At 55.6% G+C, this 22,632-nt stretch carries 21 protein-coding genes; 8 read left to right on the forward strand and 13 right to left on the reverse strand.

The annotated features are described in order from the left end of the window. Window positions 1–143: 143 nt before the first annotated feature. The 6 genes from yidZ to ABLV11_RS22245 form a co-directional block, all read right to left on the reverse strand. Window positions 144–1,103, reverse strand: a complete 960-nt coding sequence (gene yidZ, locus ABLV11_RS22220) for an HTH-type transcriptional regulator YidZ (protein WP_004107223.1) — start codon at window positions 1,101–1,103, stop codon at window positions 144–146. Continuing rightward, window positions 1,072–2,256, reverse strand: coding sequence for an MFS transporter (locus ABLV11_RS22225; protein WP_126489666.1), 1,185 nt, complete (start codon window positions 2,254–2,256; stop codon window positions 1,072–1,074). Before ABLV11_RS22225 ends, yidZ begins: the two co-directional genes overlap by 32 nt. A gap of 197 nt (window positions 2,257–2,453) precedes the next feature. Further along, window positions 2,454–2,918: an N-acetylneuraminate anomerase gene (gene nanQ / locus ABLV11_RS22230; RefSeq protein WP_004116704.1), complete on the reverse strand. Its 465-nt coding sequence runs from the start codon at window positions 2,916–2,918 to the stop codon at window positions 2,454–2,456. Continuing rightward, entirely contained in the window at window positions 2,915–3,790 is an 876-nt protein-coding gene (locus tag ABLV11_RS22235; protein ID WP_126489667.1) for an N-acetylmannosamine kinase, read from the reverse strand. The genes nanQ and ABLV11_RS22235 overlap by 4 nt, the downstream gene beginning before the upstream one ends. Next, window positions 3,787–4,476: an N-acetylmannosamine-6-phosphate 2-epimerase gene (locus ABLV11_RS22240; protein WP_126489668.1), complete on the reverse strand. Its 690-nt coding sequence runs from the start codon at window positions 4,474–4,476 to the stop codon at window positions 3,787–3,789. Before ABLV11_RS22240 ends, ABLV11_RS22235 begins: the two co-directional genes overlap by 4 nt. Before the next feature lie 50 nt (window positions 4,477–4,526). After that, window positions 4,527–6,017 (reverse strand): MFS transporter, encoded by a 1,491-nt coding sequence (locus ABLV11_RS22245; RefSeq protein WP_004107218.1) that lies wholly within the window; start codon window positions 6,015–6,017, stop codon window positions 4,527–4,529. A gap of 328 nt (window positions 6,018–6,345) precedes the next feature. On the opposite strand from ABLV11_RS22245, the gene ABLV11_RS22250 reads away from it, so the two are divergent. After that, a complete protein-coding gene (locus tag ABLV11_RS22250) occupies window positions 6,346–7,227 on the forward strand; it encodes a MurR/RpiR family transcriptional regulator (protein WP_004107217.1) in 882 nt (293 codons plus the stop codon). Between the two features lie 148 nt (window positions 7,228–7,375). Next, window positions 7,376–8,266: a dihydrodipicolinate synthase family protein gene (locus ABLV11_RS22255; RefSeq protein ID WP_004116699.1), complete on the forward strand. Its 891-nt coding sequence runs from the start codon at window positions 7,376–7,378 to the stop codon at window positions 8,264–8,266. Window positions 8,267–8,331: 65 nt separating this feature from the next. Here the strand turns inward: ABLV11_RS22255 and ABLV11_RS22260 are convergent, their stop codons facing one another. From ABLV11_RS22260 to rpmH, 6 genes are all read right to left on the reverse strand, one after another. Further along, entirely contained in the window at window positions 8,332–8,739 is a 408-nt protein-coding gene (locus ABLV11_RS22260) for a GNAT family N-acetyltransferase (RefSeq protein WP_004116697.1), read from the reverse strand. 140 nt (window positions 8,740–8,879) lie between these two features. Next, window positions 8,880–10,244, reverse strand: a complete 1,365-nt coding sequence (gene mnmE, locus ABLV11_RS22265; RefSeq protein ID WP_004116673.1) for a tRNA uridine-5-carboxymethylaminomethyl(34) synthesis GTPase MnmE — start codon at window positions 10,242–10,244, stop codon at window positions 8,880–8,882. 93 nt (window positions 10,245–10,337) lie between these two features. After that, window positions 10,338–11,984 (reverse strand): membrane protein insertase YidC, encoded by a 1,647-nt coding sequence (yidC, locus tag ABLV11_RS22270; protein ID WP_004107212.1) that lies wholly within the window; start codon window positions 11,982–11,984, stop codon window positions 10,338–10,340. Window positions 11,985–11,986: 2 nt separating this feature from the next. Continuing rightward, complete coding sequence (gene yidD, locus ABLV11_RS22275; RefSeq protein WP_004871831.1) at window positions 11,987–12,244, reverse strand: membrane protein insertion efficiency factor YidD; 258 nt, start codon at window positions 12,242–12,244, stop codon at window positions 11,987–11,989. Continuing rightward, window positions 12,208–12,567, reverse strand: a complete 360-nt coding sequence (gene rnpA, locus ABLV11_RS22280; protein ID WP_004871829.1) for a ribonuclease P protein component — start codon at window positions 12,565–12,567, stop codon at window positions 12,208–12,210. Before rnpA ends, yidD begins: the two co-directional genes overlap by 37 nt. Window positions 12,568–12,582: 15 nt before the next feature. Further along, window positions 12,583–12,723, reverse strand: coding sequence for a 50S ribosomal protein L34 (rpmH, locus tag ABLV11_RS22285; protein ID WP_004871828.1), 141 nt, complete (start codon window positions 12,721–12,723; stop codon window positions 12,583–12,585). 621 nt (window positions 12,724–13,344) lie between these two features. Here rpmH and dnaA point away from each other — a divergent pair. The 4 genes from dnaA to gyrB all read left to right on the forward strand — a co-directional run bounded on the left by dnaA (window position 13,345) and on the right by gyrB (window position 19,505). Continuing rightward, window positions 13,345–14,745: a chromosomal replication initiator protein DnaA gene (gene dnaA / locus ABLV11_RS22290; RefSeq protein WP_004107208.1), complete on the forward strand. Its 1,401-nt coding sequence runs from the start codon at window positions 13,345–13,347 to the stop codon at window positions 14,743–14,745. A 4-nt stretch (window positions 14,746–14,749) separates the two neighbouring features. Next, window positions 14,750–15,850, forward strand: coding sequence for a DNA polymerase III subunit beta (gene dnaN, locus ABLV11_RS22295; protein WP_004107206.1), 1,101 nt, complete (start codon window positions 14,750–14,752; stop codon window positions 15,848–15,850). A 138-nt stretch (window positions 15,851–15,988) separates the two neighbouring features. After that, window positions 15,989–17,062 carry a DNA replication/repair protein RecF gene (recF, locus tag ABLV11_RS22300; protein ID WP_004107198.1) on the forward strand — a complete coding sequence of 358 codons (1,074 nt, stop codon included), beginning with the start codon at window positions 15,989–15,991 and terminating at the stop codon, window positions 17,060–17,062. 28 nt (window positions 17,063–17,090) lie between these two features. Beyond that, entirely contained in the window at window positions 17,091–19,505 is a 2,415-nt protein-coding gene (gyrB, locus tag ABLV11_RS22305; RefSeq protein ID WP_004107195.1) for a DNA topoisomerase (ATP-hydrolyzing) subunit B, read from the forward strand. Between the two features lie 32 nt (window positions 19,506–19,537). Here gyrB and ABLV11_RS22310 read toward each other — a convergent pair whose 3' ends face one another. Beyond that, on the reverse strand, window positions 19,538–20,473 hold the full coding sequence (locus ABLV11_RS22310) for a LysR family transcriptional regulator (protein WP_348855788.1): 936 nt from the start codon (window positions 20,471–20,473) through the stop codon (window positions 19,538–19,540). 107 nt (window positions 20,474–20,580) lie between these two features. Between ABLV11_RS22310 and ABLV11_RS22315 the strand changes: the two genes are divergently transcribed. Both ABLV11_RS22315 and yidA read left to right on the forward strand, forming a co-directional pair. Next, a complete protein-coding gene (locus ABLV11_RS22315; protein ID WP_023321814.1) occupies window positions 20,581–21,606 on the forward strand; it encodes an NAD(P)-dependent alcohol dehydrogenase in 1,026 nt (341 codons plus the stop codon). Between the two features lie 115 nt (window positions 21,607–21,721). Continuing rightward, complete coding sequence (gene yidA / locus ABLV11_RS22320) at window positions 21,722–22,534, forward strand: sugar-phosphatase (protein WP_004107186.1); 813 nt, start codon at window positions 21,722–21,724, stop codon at window positions 22,532–22,534. Window positions 22,535–22,632: the final 98 nt, after the last annotated feature.

Here is a 22,632-nt window from a genome sequence, read left to right on the forward strand (position 1 = left end):
GCTCCGTGATTAATGGTCAATGATAAAAACTGCAAATGATATTATCGCTCAGAATTACCAGGTTTAAATGTGGAAATCATCTCTTGAAAAGGGAAATTGCGTGAATTTTACAATTTATTGCGCAAAGAGGGGCAAACCGGGAGCTATAGCGGTTCGGCGTAGAGCTGCCTGAGCGTTTCACGTAGCCAGACGATCTTCGGGTTATAACTGTTGCGCTTATGCCAAAGAAGGGTAAAGGGGACGCGTATTTTCTCCAGCTGCGACGGTTCCAGCGGCAGAGGTAAGCAAACCAGCGGCAGGTGGTGCTGCTGATTGTAACGCTGGCAGTAACGCGGAGCGGTGGCCAGCATCGTATGATTGGGCTGAGCGGCCATAAATAACGACTGCTCAAAACCCGGAACGGTCAGCGCCACGGTGCGTTTATGTCCCAGATCCTGCAGGACATCGTCCAGCGCCCAGGTGTCGCTTTGTTCCCAGCAAATATTAATGTGCGGATAGCGCAAGAACGTGTCCAGATTCCACTCTTCGCTCAGCGCGGGATGATCGGCGCGCAGCCATACCTGCGGGAGATCGGTAAACAGGATTTCAAAATCAATATACCAGGGCAGCAGGCTAAGCTGCTCCCGGGAGCGAGGATGTGTTTCCCTGCCGCAAAATCCGATATCGACTTCACCGCGAATAATCGCATCCAGCGAATCGTAATCCCAGTTACGCAGGCGGATCAGCGCCTGAGGATAGCGCTGGTAAATCCGCTGCGAAAGCGTATTGAGGAGGATCATCAGCAGCGGCGACTCTGCCGCCAGCTCAAACTTTAGCCCGCTGGGCATAGTGTGATGAGGCTTATCAAGGATCTGATTGCCCATCTGCATCCAGTCCGCCAGATCCTGCTCCATACTGCTCATCAGCGGCGTGGGCGATAGCCCCAGAGGCGTTTTGACAAACAGCGGATCGTCAAACCAGGCGCGCAGCTTGGCCAGCGATTTGCTTACCGCTGACGGCGAGACGTTCATCCGTTTCGCCGTGCGGGTGACGCTGAGCTCCTGAGTTAAGAGCTGCAGGCAGAGCAGCAGATTAAGATCGAGACTCGACAGGGGTTTCTTCATAGCGTTGCGCGGCCCGCGCCGGAGAGGCGACCATAATCAGAACAATGCTCACTATGCTACAGGCAATAAGTATCCCGATCAGCATATTCATCGCGCTGAGTCCGATGATGGCCGCCAGCCAAATCCACAGAGAAGAGCCGCAAACCTGAGCTATCCCTAAAACTGAACTCGCTACGCCAGCGCGCAGGGTGAATGGCCCGAGGGCCTGACTCATCGCCACGCCAAAGCCTGCGGAGAACCCTGCGCAAATCAGTCCCAGCCCCAGCATCGTCACCGTCTGGCTGGTGGACAGACTCAGCAGCACGCCCGCGCTAAAGAACAGCGCCTGTGAGGTCAGCATGAGCGTGCGGGGTTTAAATAGCGTCAGAGCAAACGGCGTCGAAAATGAAACCACCATGCTCACGAGCGCCATAAGCGCCATGGTCATGGAATAGGTACCGCGATCGAAGCCCATCACCTCCATCATCAGCACCGGTGAGACGTTAACGTAGGTCAGAATAGCCGTCACGCTCAGAGTAGTCATCACGATTCGGCTGAGGAAAAAGCGATTGAGCAGCGACTCCGGGACGATATTTTGCTGCTTTGCCGCGTGCGGAACGGATGTTGGTCGCGTTTCCCGCAACACAAATATCGACAGCAATCCCACCAGAGCCCCCATACCGCTCATGGTATAAAACAGGCTCTGCCAGGGGAATTTCAGCATAATCAGATGACCGATTACCGGGGCCAGAACCGGAATAATGCAGGTAATACCGTTAAGGAGTGAAAGCACTTTTGCCCGGCGGCGATCGTCCAGGGTATCGCGTAATACCGCAAAGGCGACCACGTAGCAGCTGCCCGCGCCAATCCCCTGAATAAAACGCCCGGCCAGGAAATGTCCGCTGCCCTGCGCCTGCGAGCAAAGAAGAGAGGCCAGCAGGAAAACGACGGTGCCGAAAATTGCCACCGGCTTCCGGCCGGATTTGTCGGCTATACGGCCAGCAAACAGCATCGCCGCGGCCATTCCTGCCAGGTAAACTGAAAAGGCGATGTGCAGCTGCGCTTCACTGGCCCCCAGATCCTGCGCAATGCGCGGCAGGCCGACCAGATACATATCGATGCCGGATGGATAAAGCAGAACCAGCGCAAAACTGCAGATAAGAAAGCGTGCCATAGAACCCCTCACATAAGATTGCCGTAAAGCATAGTGGGGTTCGTGCGGTAGTACGAGTTGCCATTTGGACAACAATGTTTTCCTGAGAGGAAACGGGAGACGCAAGAGACACTTTTCATGCCCGGATAAATCGGTATGGTGGGTTTGATTCAGGGGATACCGTCCCGCCAGTGGGTCTGGCGGGCGGCGGAGGCTTGTCAGGCCAGCAGCGCGTGATTAACTTTAATCACCGCTTTTTTTATCTCAACGCTCTCTGCGCCCTGCACGCCCGGCTTATGCGGCTCTCCCGGCAAGAAAATGGCAAACATACCGGGCTTCAGCACTACCTGCTGCTGGTCGGCAATGGTTGAACATAGCCGGTAGTCCTCCTCGTGGTGCCATGTTTCGCACTCCCGGGCGCTATCGACCATGCCATAATGGATTGTTTCTTCGCCTTCCAGCAGGATCTGAATATCAATAAATTTTTCGTGCAGCTCCGCTTTTTTACTTTCCGCCGGCTGCGTAGCGAAGCGCATGACGTTCATATAAATATCATCGCCCTGTAAATCATAACGCCCGGGTTCACACTGCTGCGGCTGGGCCTTAACGGCCAGCCTCACAGCCTCAAGCAGAACGGGTGATAGTCCTGCGCATTCCGGGTGATGGATATCGCCGATAATCATAATGCTTTGTCCTCTGCTAACAACGCCGCGCCAATCAGCCCGGCATCATGCTGATAGTGTGCGGCTACAATAGGGGTGTGATATACCGCAGGCTCCTGCGCCAGATATCTTTCAACCAGGGGAATATAGCCGGGCGCCAGCCCTATGCTGCCGCCCAGGACGGCATACTGGCAGTTATAGCTGGCCTTCATGTCGGCAATCAGCCGGGCGATGGTTTGCGCCGAACGGTGAACTAACGATGTCGCCTGGGAATGGCCGCTCTGCGCAAGAGCAAAAATGGTTTTGGCCGTCATTCCCTGCAGATCGTCGGTTGCCAGCGCGGCGATCCCCCTTCCGGATGCAATAGCCTCCACGCAGCCAATACGCCCGCAGCCGCAGCGCGGGCCGTGCGGGTCAGCCAGCGTATGGCCGATATGTCCGGCCAGCCCCTCCTTGCCGGACAAGAGCTTACCGTGGCAGACGATACCGCCGCCCACGCCGGTAGAGATGGTGATGAAGACCATCTCGCTCGCATCGACAGCCAGAGCGTGATATTCGGCCCAGGCTGCCGCCTGCGCATCGTTCACCGCCAGGCACGGCAGCCCCGTTAGCTGCGCCAGCGTGTCCCTAAGAGGAAACTGCGCCAGCCCGCCCAGGTTATCCGGGTTTAACGCCGTCAGAACGCCGTGACCAATAATGCCCGTGGAGGCGACCGCTACCTGCCGGGGCCGGCCTGCGAAAGGCGCAACCAGCTCGCGTAACGCTTCCGTTAGCGCCGCCGGCGTTTTGCTGGCTGGCGTTGACAGCGTCTGTTTTTCCAGCACGCGATGCTGAGTATCGACCAGTGCGGCGGCAAGCTTGGTGCCGCCGATATCAATTGCCAGCGTGGTCATAGCGCAGCCTCAGTCAGCGCATCGCGGTACCACTGGCAGATGTGTTCCAGACGCGTAATCGCTGAGCCGACGGTCACCGCCCATGCGCCGTGCTTTATCGCCTGCGCCGCCAGCGCCGGGGAGTTAAATCGGCCTTCGGCAATGACCCGGTATCCTTTGGCGCTCAGCGCCTGCACTAGCGGGAAATCCGGTTCGGTAGGTACCGCATCCGTGGTATACCCGGACATCGTTGTCCCGATAATGTCTGCGCCAAGATTGTGGCACTCAGTCCCGTCCTCCAGGCTGGAGCAGTCTGCCATCGCCGCGCAGCCACGCTGATGAATTCGGTCAATCATTGCCTTAACGCCAACCGGACGCGGGCGATCCGTACCGTCGAAGGCGATAATATCCGCCCCCGCCTGCGCCAGCGCGTCTACATCTTCCAGAAATGGCGTAATACGCACCGGCGTGTCCGGCAGATCGCGCTTGATGATGCCAATAATCGGTACTGAAATCAGTTCGCGGGTCGCCTTCAGGTTGTTAAGGCCTTCAATTCGTACTGCGACCGCCCCCGTATTGACCGCCGCCAGCGCCATAGCCGCGACGATTTCAGGTTTATCTAACGGGCTACCCGGTACCGGCTGGCAGGAGACAATGAGGCCACCCAATTGTTTAACGTTACTATCCAAATCATCAAATAAAGACATAGCACTATCCCTTACTTCCGTTTGCGCCCGACAGAGCCGGGCGCATGAATTTAGTGTTTATCGCAAAGCGGAGCGTTCGCTTTGTCGTGACCAACCAGTGCGCCGCTGAACGGTTTACCATCAATAGCGTCATGGGTACGTAGCGCTTCCGGGCGAATCCAGCGCTGTACTCGGGACGGCATATCCAGACCAATCAGCAGGATCACCACAAACGTCAGTCCGAAGGAGAGCGACCCCAGCGCCGTACCCAGATGCATGTGCTGCGCGACCAGCGCGCCGAGGACCGGTGCAGCCGCCCCGCCCAGGGCGCCTACGTTATAGGTGAAACCCAGACCGGCAGCGCGCTGGTCGGTGTCGAAGTAGCCGCCGATCAATTTCGGTAAGATCCCGGCAATCCCCTGACCCAGCATCTGCTGGAAGAAGAGAAGGATGCCCAGACCCCAGAGGCTGGAGCCGCCGATGGCGAAGACCGGAATAATCAGAACCTGCGATGCCAGCAGGCTGTAAACGTAGGCTTTTCGCGTGCCCAGCCAGTCGCCGAGGAAACCGCCGACGATGCAGCCGACGGCTGCGCCGAATCCGCTAAAGAAGAGCACCTTCGCGACCGTCGACGGATCGTATGCCAGCTCGGTTTTCAGATAGGTCGGCAACAGCGCCTGGATAGGCCAGGAGTAGAGAAAGGCGAACAGAACGACAACCATCAGCATCACGCCGGTCGGCCAACGTTTTCCGCTGCTCTGTACCATAAAGCTGATGAAAATGATGGTGCAGACGAGCGCCAGCGCAATCACCACGAGCGGATTGTGCAGGTTTCCGGCGAAGCAGAACCAGAGCGCGGCCGTTGCGGCCAGCGTCATCAGCATATTCATGGCGCGATATTTACCGCGATAGAGGATATCCACCATCGTCCGCACCGGCGTTTTTTTCGTCTGGCGCTCTGTCCAGTCTTCCGTTTCCGGAATATTTTTACGCAGCCACAGCGCGAAAATAATCGGCAGAATGCCGAGGAAGAACAACGCGCGCCAGCCCCACAAGGGGACCACCAGACTGTAAACCTGCGCCGCTACGACAGCGCCGACGGAAAAGCCGGAAATCAGGAAGCCGCTGGCTTTATTTCGCAAGTGTTTTGGCCAGCTTTCAATCACATAGGTGGCGCTGGAGCCGTACTCTCCGGCCATTCCCATTCCAATCACCATACGGGCGATAAACATGGAGGTGTATCCAGGCGCAAAGCCGCAGGCCAGCGTACCGACGGAGAAAAGAATAATACTGCTGACCATCGCGAGGCGGCGGCCATAGCGGTCACCCATCGCCCCCAGCAGCAAACCGCCGAACCAGCGGGAGATAAACGCCGCCGAGATAATACTCGCCGCCTGTACCGTGGTGAGCTGGAATTCGCTTTGTACTTCGGTGAGCACCAGAGCAATTAAAACGAAATCAAAACCATCCAGTAAATAGCCCAGCCAGGCTGCGGAAAACGCCCGCCACTGCGACTTATTGAGGTGCTTATACCATGGTTTGGTACTTATTATTTCACTCATATGCTCTCCTGTGATGAGCAACGTTTTTATGCTGTAGGGCCAAAAAAAAGCAGGGTGCCGCGCACCCGAATGAAGTTAAACTCCAATTAATGTATTTTTTAGAAGTTAAACACCACAAGAGCTTTGCATGAGATATGTGAACAAGATCATGGTCACAGGCGAGGGGGAATGAAAAAAGGCGATCTGACTCACGCGATGAAACGTAATATGTTTTTGCCGCGCCGGGGATAGCCGCATCACCACGGCGTTTTTTAAAAAACCATATTGCCTGGCGCTGAACTGTCCTCCATCATGAGCGCCTGATAATCGCGTAAACAGTAGGGAAGAGATGACGACTCCGACTTCGCCGGTCAAAGCCGGGAAAATACTTGATACCCTGGGGGCGATGCAAAGCAGTATGACCCGCGTCGGGAAAAGCATCGCGCAGTATGTGATCGCTTCCCCGCATAAGGTGACTCAGCTTTCGATTGCCGATCTCTCAGAGGAAGTGAACGCGGGCGAAGCATCGGTGATCCGTTTCTGTCGACAGCTGGGCTATAAAGGTTTTCAGAACTTCAAAATGGAACTGGCCATTGAGCTGGCCATGAACGATAGCGATGACAACAGCACGCTGCTGGAGGCTGAAATTCAGAAAACCGACGATGCGCACACCATCGGCCTGAAGCTCCAGGGCGCCATCTCGACCGTGCTTTCGGAAACGCTAAATCTGCTGGATATGGAGCAGGTGGAACGGGTCGTGGAGGCGCTGCATACTTGTAATTGCGCCTATATCTTTGGCGTTGGCGCTTCCGGACTGACCGCCGAGGAGATGAAGCATAAGCTGATGCGAATCGGGCTGCGCGTCGATGCCTTAACAAATAATCACTTTATGTATATGCAGGCCGCGCTGCTCAAGGTTGGCGATGTCGCCATCGGCATCAGCCACTCCGGACATTCGCCGGAAACCGCGCACGCCCTCGATCTGGCAAGGCAGGCTGGAGCCACAACCGTCGCCTTAACGCATAACCTCGGATCGCCATTGAGTAAAGTCGCTGATATTACGCTCATTAACGGCAACCGACAGGGGCGCCTGCAGGGTGACTCTATCGGCACTAAAACGGCGCAGCTCTTCGTTCTGGATCTCATTTATACGCTGCTGGTGCAGAGAGACCCGGAAGCCGCCCGCGCGAATAAACTGCGGACGATGGATGCTCTGTCCATGCTCAAGTAGCGCGAATTTAGTGCGATTCGTCACAATCTGATACTCCCGTTTTTTTCCCCTGCCGGTAACCTGTTGCAACCGGCATCGTTAGCCCCTAGGATGGAGTAATACTTCAAAATTAATTAATTTAAGAAGAAAAACACCATTCGAGGATTACATGACAAAGTTAACAGGTCTTATTGCCGCCCCCCATACGCCTTTTGATGCCAACGGCGAAGTCAACTACCCCGTTATCGATCGGATTGCCGAGCATCTGATTGCGCAGGGCGTTAAAGGTGCTTACGTCTGTGGGACGACCGGAGAAGGCATCCACTGTTCCGTAGAAGAGCGTAAAAAAATTGCCGAGCGCTGGGTCGCGGCAAGCCAGGGACAATTAAGCATTACGCTACACACCGGGGCTCTCAGCATCGCCGATGCGCTGGAGCTCAGCCGCCATGCTGAAACCCTGGATATTTTTGCCACCTCGGTCATCGGACCGTGCTTCTTCAAACCGTCAACCGTCGACGATCTGGTGGAATATTGCCGTATTATCGCCGCCGCCGCGCCGTCAAAAGGCTTCTATTACTACCACTCCGGCATGTCGGGTCTGAGCCTGGATATGGAGCAGTTCCTGATCGCGGCAGCGGATAAAATCCCGAACCTGTCCGGTATGAAGTTTAACTCCGCGGATATGTATGAGTTCCAGCGCTGCCTGCGCGTCAACAATCGTCAGTTCGATATTCCGTTCGGCGTGGATGAGTTTTTACCGGCAGGCCTGGCCTGCGGCGCCGTCGGCGCGGTTGGCAGTACTTATAACTATGCGGCGCCGCTCTATCATCGTCTTATCGACAGCTTTAACCGGGGAGACCATCAGGATGTTGCTGCCTGTATGGATAAGGTTATCGCAATTATTCGCGTCCTGGTTCAGTACGGCGGCGTTGCGGCCGGGAAGCTGGCGATGCAGCTGCACGGTATTGACGTCGGCGATCCGCGCCGCCCGCTGCGCCCGATGACCAGCGAGCAAAAGCGCGTCGCGCTGGACGCTTTTCGCGCTGCCGATTTTATTTAATCGTTAAGCGCATCGACTGGCATCCGCGGGATACCGCATCCCCGGATGCTTCTTTATCAGCGACGTTATTTCCAGATCTTTGCCATACCTTCACTTTCTGGCCTGACGCTGGAAAACCCAAATTTTGCGTACAGCTCGGGAACATCCGCCACCAGCGAGACGTATGCCCCTTTAAACGCGTTTTCATCCAGCCAGGCGACAATTTTTTGCATGATCTGGCGACCAAGCCCTTTTCCCTGATGAGCGGGATCAACGGCGACGTCGACGATTTCAAAGTTCAGCGCGCCGTCGCCGACGATGCGCCCCATCCCAACGGGCACGCCCTCATAGAGGATATGCACGCCGTAGCAGCTATGCGGCAGTCCCGCGCGGGCGCCTTCCAGCGGGCGCGAGGACATACCAGAAATGATGCGCAGGCGGCAAAAGTCTTCCGCAGAAGGCACGGTATCAATCAGGGTGTAATCACTCAACATGGTGGTATCCGGTACGAGTAAAGCGAGGGTATCGATAAGGGTAATAGAGAAAGCGCTGTGCCGTGAAGACGTAAAGGGAAAATAATAAACCCGCTTTAACAGGACGTTAAGGCGGGTTAGTCAATGCTCACAAACTGAGATTACTTACCAATACAGAAACTGGAGAAAATGCGCCCCAGCAGGTCGTCGGAGGTAAACTCGCCGGTGATTTCGCTCAGATTCTGCTGGGCCAGGCGCAGCTCTTCCGCCAGCAGCTCGCCAGCCCAGGCGCCCAGCAGCTGCGCTTTACCCTGCTGCAGATGCTCTGCGGCATCGGACAGCGCCTGCAGGTGGCGACGGCGCGCCAGAAAGCCGCCTTCCATATTGGTCTCAAAACCCATGCTCTGCTTGAGATGATTGCGCAGCACGTCTACGCCCTCGCCGGTACGCGCCGAAAGGCGGACAAGTGAGTGGTCATTTACTTCGCTCAACCCCAGCGTTTCGCCGGTAATATCCGCTTTGTTGCGCACCACGGTAATCGGCAAATTTTTCGGCAGACGGGCGATAAAATCTGGCCAGATATCCGCCGGATCGGTCGCACCGGTGGTGGTGCCGTCGACCATGAACAGTACGCGGTCGGCTTGTTCAATCTCCTGCCAGGCACGCTCGATGCCGATGCGCTCGACCTCGTCGTTCGCATCGCGCAGGCCGGCGGTATCAATGATGTGCAGCGGCATACCGTCAATGTGGATATGCTCGCGCAGAACGTCGCGGGTGGTTCCGGCAATATCGGTGACGATAGCCGCTTCCCGGCCCGCCAGCGCGTTTAGCAGGCTTGATTTCCCGGCGTTCGGCCGCCCGGCAATGACCACCTTCATCCCTTCGCGCAGCAGGCTGCCCTGGCGCGCCTCGGCGCGCACGGCGTCGAGATCGGCGATAACCGCGTTAAGCTGGGCTTCGATTTTACCATCGGAGAGGAAGTCGATCTCTTCGTCCGGAAAATCAATGGCTGCTTCGACGTAGATGCGCAGGTGAGTCAGCGCTTCCACCAGATGGTTGACGCGAGTAGAGAATGCGCCCTGTAGCGAATTCAGCGCTGAACGAGCCGCCTGCTCGGAGCTGGCGTCGATCAGGTCAGCAATCGCTTCGGCCTGGGCTAAATCAAGCTTATCGTTCAAAAACGCGCGCTCGGAGAACTCGCCGGGCCTGGCGATGCGCAGACCCGGAAGCGTCAGAATACGTTTCAGAAGCAGGTCGAGAATAACAGGGCCGCCATGGCCCTGAAGCTCCAGCACGTCTTCACCAGTAAAGGAGTTCGGGCCGGGGAACCACAGGGCAATACCCTGATCCAGCGCGCTGCCGTCGCTGTCTTTAAACGGCAGGTAGTCGGCATAGCGCGGTTTCGGCAGCTTGCCCAGCACCGCCTGCGCAACGTCGCGCGCCTTCAGGCCAGAGATGCGCAGGATGCCCACACCACCGCGTCCCGGTGGGGTTGCCTGGGCGACGATAGTGTCGTTATGGCTCATGGTGACTCTCTATGTAGATGTAAAAAAGGCGGTCTATTGACCGCCTTCTCTGGCATTAACGTTACCGTAAATACTCAAAATAATTCAAGAGTATCAGGATTTTTTCTTCTCGCGGCTATGCAGACCACGCTTCTCCAGACCACGGTAAATCAGCTGCTGCTGAATAATGGTGACCAGGTTGCTGACGATATAGTAAACCACCAGACCAGACGGGAACCACAGGAAGAACACCGTAAAGATGACCGGCATAAAGGTCATGATCTTCTGCTGCATCGGGTCGGTCACGGTAGTCGGAGACATCTTCTGAATGAAGAACATCGTCGCGCCCATGATGATCGGCAGGATGTAGTACGGGTCTTGCGCAGACAGGTCGTGGATCCACAGGATAAACGGCGCATGACGCAGTTCAACCGAAGCGCTCAGCATGTAGTACAGCGCAAGGAAGATTGGCATCTGGATAATCAGCGGGAAGCAGCCACCCAGTGGGTTAACCTTCTCCGCTTTATACAGGGCCATCATCTCCTGGCTCTGACGCTGCTTGTCGTCGCCCAGACGCTCGCGCATTGCCTGAATCTTCGGCTGCAGCATACGCATCTTCGCCATGGAGGTGTACTGCGCTTTGGTCAGCGGGTACATGATGCCACGAACGATAAAGGTAATGACGATGATGGAGAAGCCCCAGTTGCCCAGATAGCTGTGGATCCATTTCAGCAGCTTGAACAGCGGCTGAGAGATAAACCACAGCCAGCCGTAGTCGACGGTCAGGTCAAGATGCGGCGCAACGGCGGCCATTTTGTCCTGAATGGCCGGGCCGACCCACAGGGTGCTTTCCAGCTTGTCGGTTTGACCCGGCTGGACCAGAACCGGCTGAGATTTGTAGCCGATAGCCACAAGACCGTTGCCAAGGTTCGCGGTATAGAAGTTGTTAGTGCCGTTGTTCTGCGGAACCCATGCGGTAGTAAAGTACTGCTGCAGCATGGCAACCCAACCGTTTTTGGTGCTGACGTTCAGGTTTTCGTTATCAACGATAGTATCGAATTTATATTTTTCGTACTTCGTTTCAGACGTTGAGTACGCCGCGCCACGGAAGGTGTGCATGGTAGTCAGGCCACCGGTCTGGGTGTCGCGATGCGTCGGCAGGTTAGCGGTTTGCTTCAACTGGCCAAAGGTTGAGATTTCCAGCGGTTTTTCGCTGGCGTTCTCTACGCTATAGCCGACGTTCACCGCATATTCACCGCGCTTCAGGGTGAAGGTTTTGGTGAATACGTTGCCTGCTTTATCGGTGTACGTGAGCGGAATGACGATTTCGTTCTGGCCATCAGCCAGCACAAACGCATCTTTATCGACGTTATACAACGGACGCGGTCCGTTTGCCGGATTGTCCGGGCCATCACGACCGGTTAAACCGCTCTGCGCCTGATAGGTAAACTGCGGCGAAGTTTCCAGAAGCTGGAATGGCTCAGTTGACTTCAGCTCTTTCGGATAATCCAGAAGCAGCGCCTGCTCAACATCACCACCGCGGGTGTTGATGGTCAGGTCAAGCACATCGGTTTTTACCGTAATCAGTTTCCCCTGGCCACTGGCCGGTACGCCCTGGTCGGCGGCGCTACCCGTTGCTGTGGTCGTTGTCTGCGTGGTCTGCTGCTGAGGCTGAGGATTGTTATCCTGCTCCCAGGCTTGCCAGATCATGAAAGACACGAACAACAAAGCGATGATAAGAAGATTGCGTTGCGAATCCATCGTTAGTGTTCTCTGGTATCAAATGGTCCAGGCGGGACGGGATCGTCACCACCAGGGTGTAAAGGGTGGCATTTTAATACGCGTTTCACCGTCAACCAACTGCCTTTTATCAATCCAAACCTGCGCAATGCCTCAATTCCGTATTGAGAACAGGTTGGCGTGAAACGGCAGTGCGGCCCGAGTAGCGGACTAATCAGGCGCTGATAGACCCGAATCAGGCCTATCAGGACCCGCGAGCCAGGCGACAGTGGCGGCGCCATAATTTTTCCAACGCTTCCGAGAGAGCACGGTTATCGAGGTCGGCAACCCCTTTCTTCGCCACCACCACGAAATCCATTGGCGGGAGTTCATGTTGACGTAAACGGAAGCTTTCACGCGTCAGACGTTTGATCCGATTGCGTTCATGCGCACGCTTAACGTTTTTTTTGGCGACGGTAAGACCGATGCGGGGATGCCCCAGCGAATTTTGGCGGCCGAGGATGGTGATTTGCGGCGTGCCAGCCCGTAATGGCTGCTGGAAGACGAAAGTGAAATGACTGGGAGTTAACAAACGTAACTCCCTGGGAAATGCGAGCTTAACCACTCAGGGTTAGCTTTATTACTTGGAAACGGTCAGACGAGCGCGGCTTTTAGCACGACGACGTGCCAGAACCTGACGACCATTTTTAGTAGCCATACGAGCACGGAAGCCGTGAGAACGGTTGCGCTTCAGTACAGACGGTTGAAAAGTGCGTTTCATGGCGATTTCTACCTAAACTTGAATAATTTCACTGACTTTCGCGTAAATCCGAACGAATTTCGAACGGCCTACGCCTCAGCGTGGGTGATTAAAGAGGCCGGATTGTAATAATTGTACACTCCGGAGTCAATTCTCTTTCCTTATTTCTCGCACCTTGCCGCACAAAAAACAGGCGATGGCGCGCTGCGGAAAACGGGCATTACGCGCCGGGTGGGGGATTATACGACCTGGTGGATAAAGCGCAAGGATCGTAAAGGATCTTTGTTAGATCGATTAGGCTCAAAACCCGCGTAGCTCATTAATTTTTCCAATATGCGGCTGAAATCGTGCTTCACTCCAGCCAGGATCGATTACACTTATCCAGCTTCGATCCTTCCTGTGGATAAATCGGGAAGAATCTGTTGAGAAACACAAGATCTCTTTCTCAGTTTAGGCTATGATCCCCGGTCCCGATCGGGATCCAGAGATCCGCATCGGGTAATAACCGCAGATAGCGGTTCGCACGTCACCCCTTTTGTGCAGGGGCTTTTCGGCTATGCAGGGTCTTGTCGACGTGTGCCAACAATCACGATTGTTTCAGTTTCTCTTTATATATCGATTTTTGTTCGAGTGGAGTCCGCCGTGTCACTTTCGCTTTGGCAGCAGTGTCTTGCCCGATTGCAGGATGAGTTACCAGCCACAGAATTCAGCATGTGGATACGCCCTTTGCAGGCGGAGTTGAGCGATAACACGCTGGCACTGTATGCGCCAAACCGTTTTGTGCTCGATTGGGTAAGGGATAAATACCTCAATAATATCAATGGACTCCTCAATGATTTTTGCGGTGCGGATGCCCCACAGCTGCGCTTTGAAGTCGGCGCGAAGCCTGCCGTTCAGATGCAGAGAGGCGCGGTAAGCGTCGCCGCGGTCGCCCCTGCGCAGCAGGTTCAGACGGCGCGCGTTGCCCCGACTATCGTGCGTCCAGGTTGGGATAACGTGCCGGCGCCGGCAGAACCGACCTATCGCTCCAACGTCAATGTGAAACATACGTTTGATAACTTCGTCGAGGGTAAATCTAACCAGCTGGCTCGCGCGGCGGCGCGTCAGGTAGCGGATAACCCCGGCGGCGCGTATAACCCGCTGTTTCTTTATGGCGGCACCGGCCTGGGTAAAACTCACCTTTTACACGCGGTTGGTAACGGGATTGTGGCGCGTAAACCCAACGCAAAAGTGGTTTACATGCACTCCGAGCGCTTTGTGCAGGACATGGTAAAAGCTCTGCAAAACAACGCCATTGAAGAATTTAAGCGCTACTACCGCTCCGTTGACGCCCTGCTGATCGATGATATCCAGTTTTTTGCTAATAAAGAGCGCTCGCAGGAAGAGTTTTTCCATACCTTTAACGCCCTGCTGGAAGGCAATCAGCAGATCATCCTGACCTCGGATCGCTATCCGAAGGAGATCAACGGGGTTGAAGATCGTCTGAAATCACGCTTCGGCTGGGGTCTGACGGTTGCGATCGAACCGCCAGAGCTGGAAACTCGCGTGGCGATCCTGATGAAAAAAGCGGATGAAAACGACATTCGCCTGCCGGGCGAAGTGGCGTTCTTTATCGCCAAGCGTCTGCGCTCTAACGTACGTGAGCTCGAAGGGGCGCTGAACCGCGTTATCGCCAATGCCAACTTTACCGGCCGGGCCATCACTATCGACTTCGTCCGTGAAGCGCTGCGCGATCTGTTGGCTTTACAGGAAAAACTGGTCACCATCGACAATATTCAAAAGACGGTGGCGGAGTATTACAAAATTAAGGTAGCGGACCTGCTGTCTAAACGCCGCTCCCGTTCGGTGGCGCGCCCACGCCAGATGGCGATGGCGCTGGCAAAAGAGCTGACCAACCACAGTCTGCCGGAAATCGGCGATGCGTTTGGCGGTCGCGACCATACCACCGTCCTGCACGCTTGCCGCAAGATTGAGCAGTTGCGTGAAGAAAGCCACGATATCAAAGAAGATTTTTCCAATTTAATCAGAACATTATCCTCGTGACGCTATGAAATTTACCGTAGAACGTGAACATTTATTAAAACCGCTGCAACAGGTGAGTGGTCCTTTAGGTGGTCGTCCGACGCTACCGATTCTTGGCAACCTGCTCCTTCAGGTTACCGATGGCGCGCTGTCGCTGACCGGTACCGATCTGGAAATGGAAATGGTCGCGCGCGTTGCGCTGATTCAGCCGCACGAAGCGGGAGCAACAACCGTTCCGGCGCGTAAATTTTTTGATATCTGCCGCGGCCTGCCTGAAGGCGCGGAGATCGCGGTACAGCTGGAAGGCGAGCGTATGCTGGTGCGTTCCGGGCGCAGCCGTTTCTCGCTCTCGACGCTACCGGCGGCGGATTTCCCTAACCTTGACGACTGGCAGAGCGAAGTTGAGTTTACCCTGCCGCAGGCGACCATGAAGCGCCTGATTGAGGCGACGCAGTTTTCGATGGCTCACCAGGACGTTCGCTATTACTTAAACGGTATGCTGTTTGAAACCGAAGGCAGCGAACTGCGCACCGTAGCGACCGATGGCCACCGCCTGGCGGTCTGCTCTATGCCGCTGGAAGAGTCCCTGCCCAATCATTCGGTGATCGTGCCGCGTAAAGGCGTGATTGAGCTGATGCGTATGCTTGATGGCGGCGATACGCCGCTGCGCGTACAGATCGGCAGCAACAACATCCGGGCTCACGTTGGCGACTTTATCTTTACTTCGAAGCTGGTCGATGGTCGCTTCCCTGACTATCGCCGCGTACTGCCGAAGAACCCGGACAAGCATCTGGACGCCGGTTGCGATATTCTCAAGCAGGCCTTTGCCCGGGCGGCGATTCTTTCTAACGAAAAATTCCGCGGCGTGCGCCTGTATGTCAGTGAAAATCAGCTGAAAATCACCGCCAATAACCCGGAGCAGGAAGAAGCGGAAGAAATTCTGGACGTTACCTATGCCGGTACGGAAATGGAAATCGGTTTTAACGTCAGCTATGTACTGGATGTGCTGAACGCACTGAAGTGTGAGAACGTACGTATTCTCCTGACGGATTCCGTTTCGAGCGTGCAGATTGAGGATGCGGCTTCGCAATCCGCAGCCTACGTCGTCATGCCTATGAGGCTGTAGAAAATATCGGGCTATCTTACTTGTTATTCTGGCTCCGGGCAGTGCTCGCAATCCTCACGTACTTTAGTACGCTCCGGTTGCTGCGCGCTGGCCGTAACCAGACTAACTGCGCCGATAACGCCCTGGTTATGAGCTGATATGTCGCTATCCCGACTTCTAATCAAAGACTTCCGCAATATTGAAAATGCGGATCTCGCCTTGTCTCCCGGCTTTAACTTCCTGGTTGGCGCTAACGGCAGCGGCAAAACCAGCGTGCTTGAAGCTATCTATACGCTCGGCCACGGTCGGGCGTTTCGTAGCTTGCAGATTGGCCGCGTGATTCGTCACGAGCAGGAGTCATTTGTTCTGCACGGTCGCCTGCAGGGCGAAGAGCGAGAAGTCGCCATCGGCCTGACGAAAGATAAGCAGGGCGACAGCAAGGTTCGTATCGACGGCACTGACGGCCATAAAGTGGCGGAGCTGGCGCTTCTGATGCCGATGCAGCTGATTACGCCAGAGGGGTTTACTTTACTCAACGGCGGCCCCAAATACAGAAGAGCGTTCCTTGATTGGGGATGCTTCCACAACGAAGCCGGATTCTTTACCGCCTGGAGCAACCTGAAGCGCCTGGTGAAGCAGCGCAACGCCGCGCTGCGTCAGGTGAGTCGCTATGCCCAGCTGCGGCCATGGGATCTGGAGCTAATCCCGCTGGCGGAGCAAATCAGCCGCTGGCGCGCCGAATATAGCGCCGCTATTGTCGAAGATATGGCGGATACCTGTCGGCAGTTTTTACCTGAGTTCGCCCTCACCTTTTCTTTCCAGCGCGGCTGGGAGAAAGAAACGGATTATGCCGAGGTGCTGGAACGAAATTTCGAACGCGATCGCATGTTAACCTATACCGCGCACGGTCCGCACAAAGCGGATTTCCGCATTCGTGCCGACGGCGCGCCGGTAGAGGATACATTGTCGCGCGGGCAGCTTAAGCTGCTGATGTGCGCCCTGCGGCTGGCGCAAGGTGAGTTTTTGACCCGCGAGAGCGGGCGACGCTGCCTGTACCTGATAGATGATTTTGCCTCGGAACTCGACGACGCGCGGCGCGGGCTGCTGGCCAGCCGTTTAAAAGCCACGCAGTCGCAGGTTTTCGTCAGCGCCATTAGCGCTGAACACGTTATAGACATGTCGGACGAAAATTCGAAGATGTTTACCGTGGAAAAGGGTAAAATAGCGGATTAACCTAAGATTAAATGAGCGAGAAACGTTGATGTCGAATTCTTATGACTCCTCCAGTATCAAAGTCCTGAAAGGGCTGGATGCGGTGCGTAAGCGCCCGGGTATGTATATCGGCGACACGGATGACGGCACCGGTCTGCACCACATGGTATTCGAGGTTGTGGATAACGCTATCGACGAAGCGCTCGCAGGTTACTGTAAAGACATCGTTGTTACGATCCACAGCGATAACTCCGTCTCCGTACAGGATGACGGCCGCGGTATTCCAACCGGTATTCACCCGGAAGAGGGCGTGTCGGCGGCGGAAGTGATCATGACCGTTCTGCACGCAGGCGGTAAATTCGATGATAACTCCTATAAAGTTTCCGGCGGTCTGCACGGCGTAGGCGTTTCCGTTGTTAACGCCCTGTCGCAGAAGCTGGAGCTGGTTATTCAGCGCGATAACAAAATTCACCGTCAGGTTTATGCCCACGGCGTGCCGCAGGCTCCGCTGGCGGTTACCGGCGAAACCGAAAAAACCGGTACCATGGTGCGCTTCTGGCCGAGCTACGAAACCTTTACCAACGTTGTCGAATTCGAATACGAGATTCTGGCAAAACGCCTGCGCGAGCTGTCGTTCCTGAACTCCGGGGTGTCGATTCGCCTGCGCGACAAGCGCGACGGCAAAGAAGATCATTTCCACTACGAAGGCGGTATCAAAGCCTTTGTGGAATATCTGAACAAAAACAAAACGCCGATCCACCCGAATATTTTCTATTTCTCCACTGAAAAAGACGGTATCGGCGTTGAAGTTGCGCTGCAGTGGAACGACGGGTTCCAGGAAAATATCTACTGCTTTACCAACAATATCCCGCAGCGCGACGGCGGTACTCACCTGGCGGGCTTCCGTGCGGCGATGACGCGTACCCTGAACGCCTATATGGATAAAGAAGGCTACAGCAAAAAAGCGAAAGTCAGCGCTACCGGCGACGACGCCCGTGAAGGCCTGATTGCCGTGGTTTCCGTGAAGGTGCCGGATCCGAAATTCTCCTCGCAGACCAAAGACAAGCTGGTCTCCTCTGAGGTGAAATCGGCGGTCGAACAGCAGATGAACGAACTGCTGAACGAGTACCTGCTGGAAAACCCGTCTGACGCCAAAATCGTAGTGGGCAAAATCATCGATGCCGCCCGTGCGCGTGAAGCCGCGCGCCGCGCGCGTGAAATGACCCGCCGTAAAGGCGCGCTGGACCTGGCTGGCCTGCCGGGCAAACTGGCGGATTGCCAGGAACGCGACCCGGCACACTCTGAACTGTACTTAGTGGAAGGGGACTCTGCGGGCGGCTCTGCTAAGCAGGGGCGTAACCGTAAGAACCAGGCGATTCTGCCGCTGAAGGGGAAAATCCTCAACGTTGAGAAAGCGCGCTTTGACAAAATGCTCGCTTCGCAGGAAGTGGCGACGCTGATTACCGCGCTGGGCTGCGGCATTGGTCGCGACGAGTACAACCCGGATAAACTGCGCTACCACAGCATCATCATCATGACCGATGCGGACGTCGACGGCTCGCACATTCGTACGCTGCTGTTGACCTTCTTCTACCGTCAGATGCCGGAAATCGTTGAGCGCGGCCACGTTTATATTGCCCAGCCGCCGCTGTACAAAGTGAAGAAAGGCAAGCAAGAACAGTATATTAAAGACGATGAGGCGATGGATCAGTACCAAATCTCCATCGCGCTGGATGGCGCAACGCTGCACACCAACGCCAACGCGCCGGCCCTGGCCGGAGAGCCGCTGGAGAGACTGGTTGCCGAGTATAACGCCACGCAGAAAATGATTACGCGTATGGAACGTCGTTATCCTAAAGCGCTGCTCAAAGAGCTTATCTATCAGCCGACGCTCGCAGAGGCCGACCTGGCGAATGAGCAGACCGTGACGCGCTGGATCAACGCCCTGGTGAGCGAGCTGAATGAGAAAGAGCAGCACGGCAGCCAGTGGAAATTTGATGTCCGCGAGAACGCCGAGCTGCAGCAGTTTGAGCCGATCGTTCGCGTGCGTACCCACGGCGTGGATACCGATTATCCGCTGGATCATGAGTTTGTCACCGGGCCGGAATACCACCGTATCTGCGCGCTGGGCGAAACGCTGCGCGGTCTGATTGAAGAGGATGCCTTTATTGAGCGCGGCGAACGCCGTCAGCCGGTTGCCAGCTTTGAACAGGCGCTGGACTGGCTGGTGAAAGAGTCGCGCCGCGGCCTCTCTATCCAGCGCTATAAAGGTCTTGGCGAGATGAACCCGGATCAGCTGTGGGAAACCACTATGGACCCGGATAGCCGCCGCATGCTGCGCGTGACCGTGAAGGATGCGATTGCCGCTGACCAGCTGTTCACCACCCTGATGGGTGACGCCGTTGAACCGCGTCGTGCCTTTATCGAAGAGAACGCCCTCAAAGCGGCGAACATCGATATTTAATCGTCGTCTACAGCCCTACTCAGGCCGCGCGTTTAGCGCGGCTTTTTTGTGGGCGCAGGCATATCCAGCGACATCACGGACGGTAAACGGCTGGCGAGCATATCGACGGCAATTCTCACCCTCAGCGGTAGATGCGGCGTCTGTTGCCAGACCGCATGAACGTCGAAGCGCACATCCGGCGCCTGCTTTAAAAGCGGGACGAGTTTTCCCTGATGAATTTCTTTGCTGGCCATCCAGCAGGGCAGCCATGCAATGCCGTGGCCGGCCAGCGCAGCGTCGCAGATTGCCTGCAAATCATCCATATTGAGCGATGAACGGGGAGTAAAGGTGTGCGAGGCTCCTTCTTTATCCATCAGCTGCCAGGATAGCGCTCTGCCTGCTTGCAGATAGTTAATGGCCGCATGGTGGGGTAAATCATCAACGCTGTGTGGCAGACCCTTCTTCAGCAGGTAATCCGGCGCGGCGCACAGCACCATGCGGTGTTCTCCCAGCTTTCTGGCGACCAGAACGCTGCTGTCCTGAAGGGGGCCGTTACGCACCGCCATATCAAACCCTTCCTCGACGAGATCCACCACGCGATCGCTGAATGACATCTCCAGCTCGAGACCTGGGTGTTCCTGCGCAAGCTCGATCAGCAGGGGGGCCACGCACTGGCGACCAAACAGCACCGGCATGGCCACGCGCAGGCGGCCACTAACCTGCTGTTTCCCTGTTTCCAGCAGCGACTCTGCTCCACGAATTTCCTCCAGCGCGCGCTGACAACGTTCATAAAAAAGGGCGCCGTTGTCGGTCAGGCTTTGGCTGCGGGTCGTACGTTGAAACAGACGTACCCCCAACCGCTCTTCAAGCCGAGCGATACTCTTTCCTACCGCCGAGCGCGACAAATGCAAACGAATTGCGGCCTGAGCAAAACTTCCCGCCTCAACGGCGGCCACAAAAACCGGAATATCCTTCAGCGTATCGGTCATGGATTGTATCTTTTCAGTCACCAATAGAGGGAAAACTTATCGCCACTGGTTACCCATGGTCAACGGTAAACTGTCACTTCAAGCTTATTTGATGGCAGGAGTGAAAAATGACGCAGACAATGCAACGCTGGTCTATGGACGCCCTTGGGCGTGAGAACCTCAATCTTATTCAGGCGCCTGTTCCGCAGCCGGGCCCGGGTGAAGTCCGCGTGCGGGTGAATGCCGTTGCGCTCAACTATCGCGATAAGATGGTCATTGAAGGCACCATGCCTATTGCGCTTTCCTTCCCGTTTACGCCGGCGTCTGATATGGCGGGCGTGGTGGAGAGCACGGGCGAGGGCGTCACGCGTTTCAAACCCGGCGCTCGGGTGATCTCCACCTTTTTCCCGGAGTGGATCGACGGTAGACCAGCGTCAGATGCCCGCACTTTGCCTTATAAAACCACCGGCGGGTACTTCCAGGGCATGCTGGCTGAGTACGTGGTTGTGAATGAAAACTGGCTGGTGGCTGCACCGGAAACCCTTGATGATGCAGAGGCCAGCACGCTCCCTTGTGCAGGGCTTACCGCATGGTTCGCGCTGGTGGAACGCGGTCATTTACACGCCGGGCAATCGGTGCTGGTACAGGGGACGGGCGGTGTGGCGATATTCGCTTTGCAAATTGCAAAAGCACAGGGGGCAAAGGTTTTTGTCACATCAGGAAGTGATGAAAAACTGGCGCGGGCTAAACAACTCGGCGCCGATCATGGGATTAACCGGCTCAAAAGTGATTGGACGGAAGGAATTTACGAACTGACCGCCGATCGCGGCATCGATCATATTATTGAAACCGTTGGCGGGGAGAATCTGCGACATTCCCTGCGAGCCGTTGCGGTTCATGGTCGCATATCGGTCATTGGCGTACTGGCCGGGAGTGAAATCTCGCTACCGGCTGGCGAACTGTTGCTGAAATCCCCGGTGATTCAGGGGATTGGTGTGGGGCACCGTCGTGCGCTGGAAGATTTCGTCCGCGCCGTTGACGTGACCGGGTTAAAACCGGTGATTGAACACCGTTACCGTTTTAACCAGCTTGAACAGGCGCTTGCACATCTCGATCGCGGGGCGTTTGGTAAAATCGTTCTGACCCGCGAGTAAGATCCCGGTCCCCGGGTTCTGCCTAAAAGGGGGTGTTCCGCTGCGTAATGTAGCTCTGTTTTTGTAGGCTTAATCGCGTTAGCATGAGTAAGGACTCATCTTACCCGGGGATTTCATGGCTATTAAACTAATCGCAATCGATATGGACGGCACGCTGCTGCTGCCTGACCATACCATCTCTCCTGCGGTGAAAACCGCGATTGCCGCAGCCCGCGAACGCGGCGTCAACGTGGTGTTAACAACCGGACGACCTTACGCAGGCGTGCACAGCTACCTGAAAGAACTGCATATGGAGCAGCCGGGAGATTACTGCATCACCTACAACGGCGCTTTAGTACAGAAGGCAAGCGACGGCAGTACCGTTGCGCAAACCGCGCTGGGCTACGACGACTATCGCTATCTGGAGCAGCTGGCCCGTGATGTCGGCTCCCACTTCCACGCGCTGGATCGTAATACCCTGTATACCGCTAACCGCGATGTAAGCTATTACACGGTGCATGAATCCTACGTGGCGACAATCCCGCTGGTCTTCTGCGAAGCCGAAAATATGGATCCCAACATCCAGCTGTTGAAAGTGATGATGATCGATGAACCGGCCATTCTGGACCAGGCTATCGCCCGCATCCCGGCTGAAGTGAAAGAGAAATACACCGTGCTGAAAAGCGCGCCCTACTTCCTGGAAATCCTTGATAAACGCGTCACTAAAGGCACCGGCGTGAAATCGCTGGCCGATACGCTGGGTATCAAGCCGGAAGAGGTGATGGCGATTGGCGATCAGGAAAATGACATTGCAATGATCGAATATGCAGGCGTCGGCGTGGCGATGGACAACGCAATTCCTGCCGTCAAAGAAGCGGCAAACTTTATCACCAAATCCAATCTGGAAGACGGTGTGGCATATGCTATTGAAAAATATGTCTTAAACTAAAAATCGTTTTCTGAAAAACCCGCGTTTATCGCGGGTTTTTTTATACCCTGAGTTTACCCCGCCAGAAAATCTTCATGCCTGATTGTCGTTTTTGTGAT

This window comes from Klebsiella sp. GW_Kp181 (genome assembly GCF_040062315.1).
In the GTDB taxonomy this organism is placed as follows: Bacteria; Pseudomonadota; Gammaproteobacteria; order Enterobacterales; family Enterobacteriaceae; genus Klebsiella; species Klebsiella oxytoca.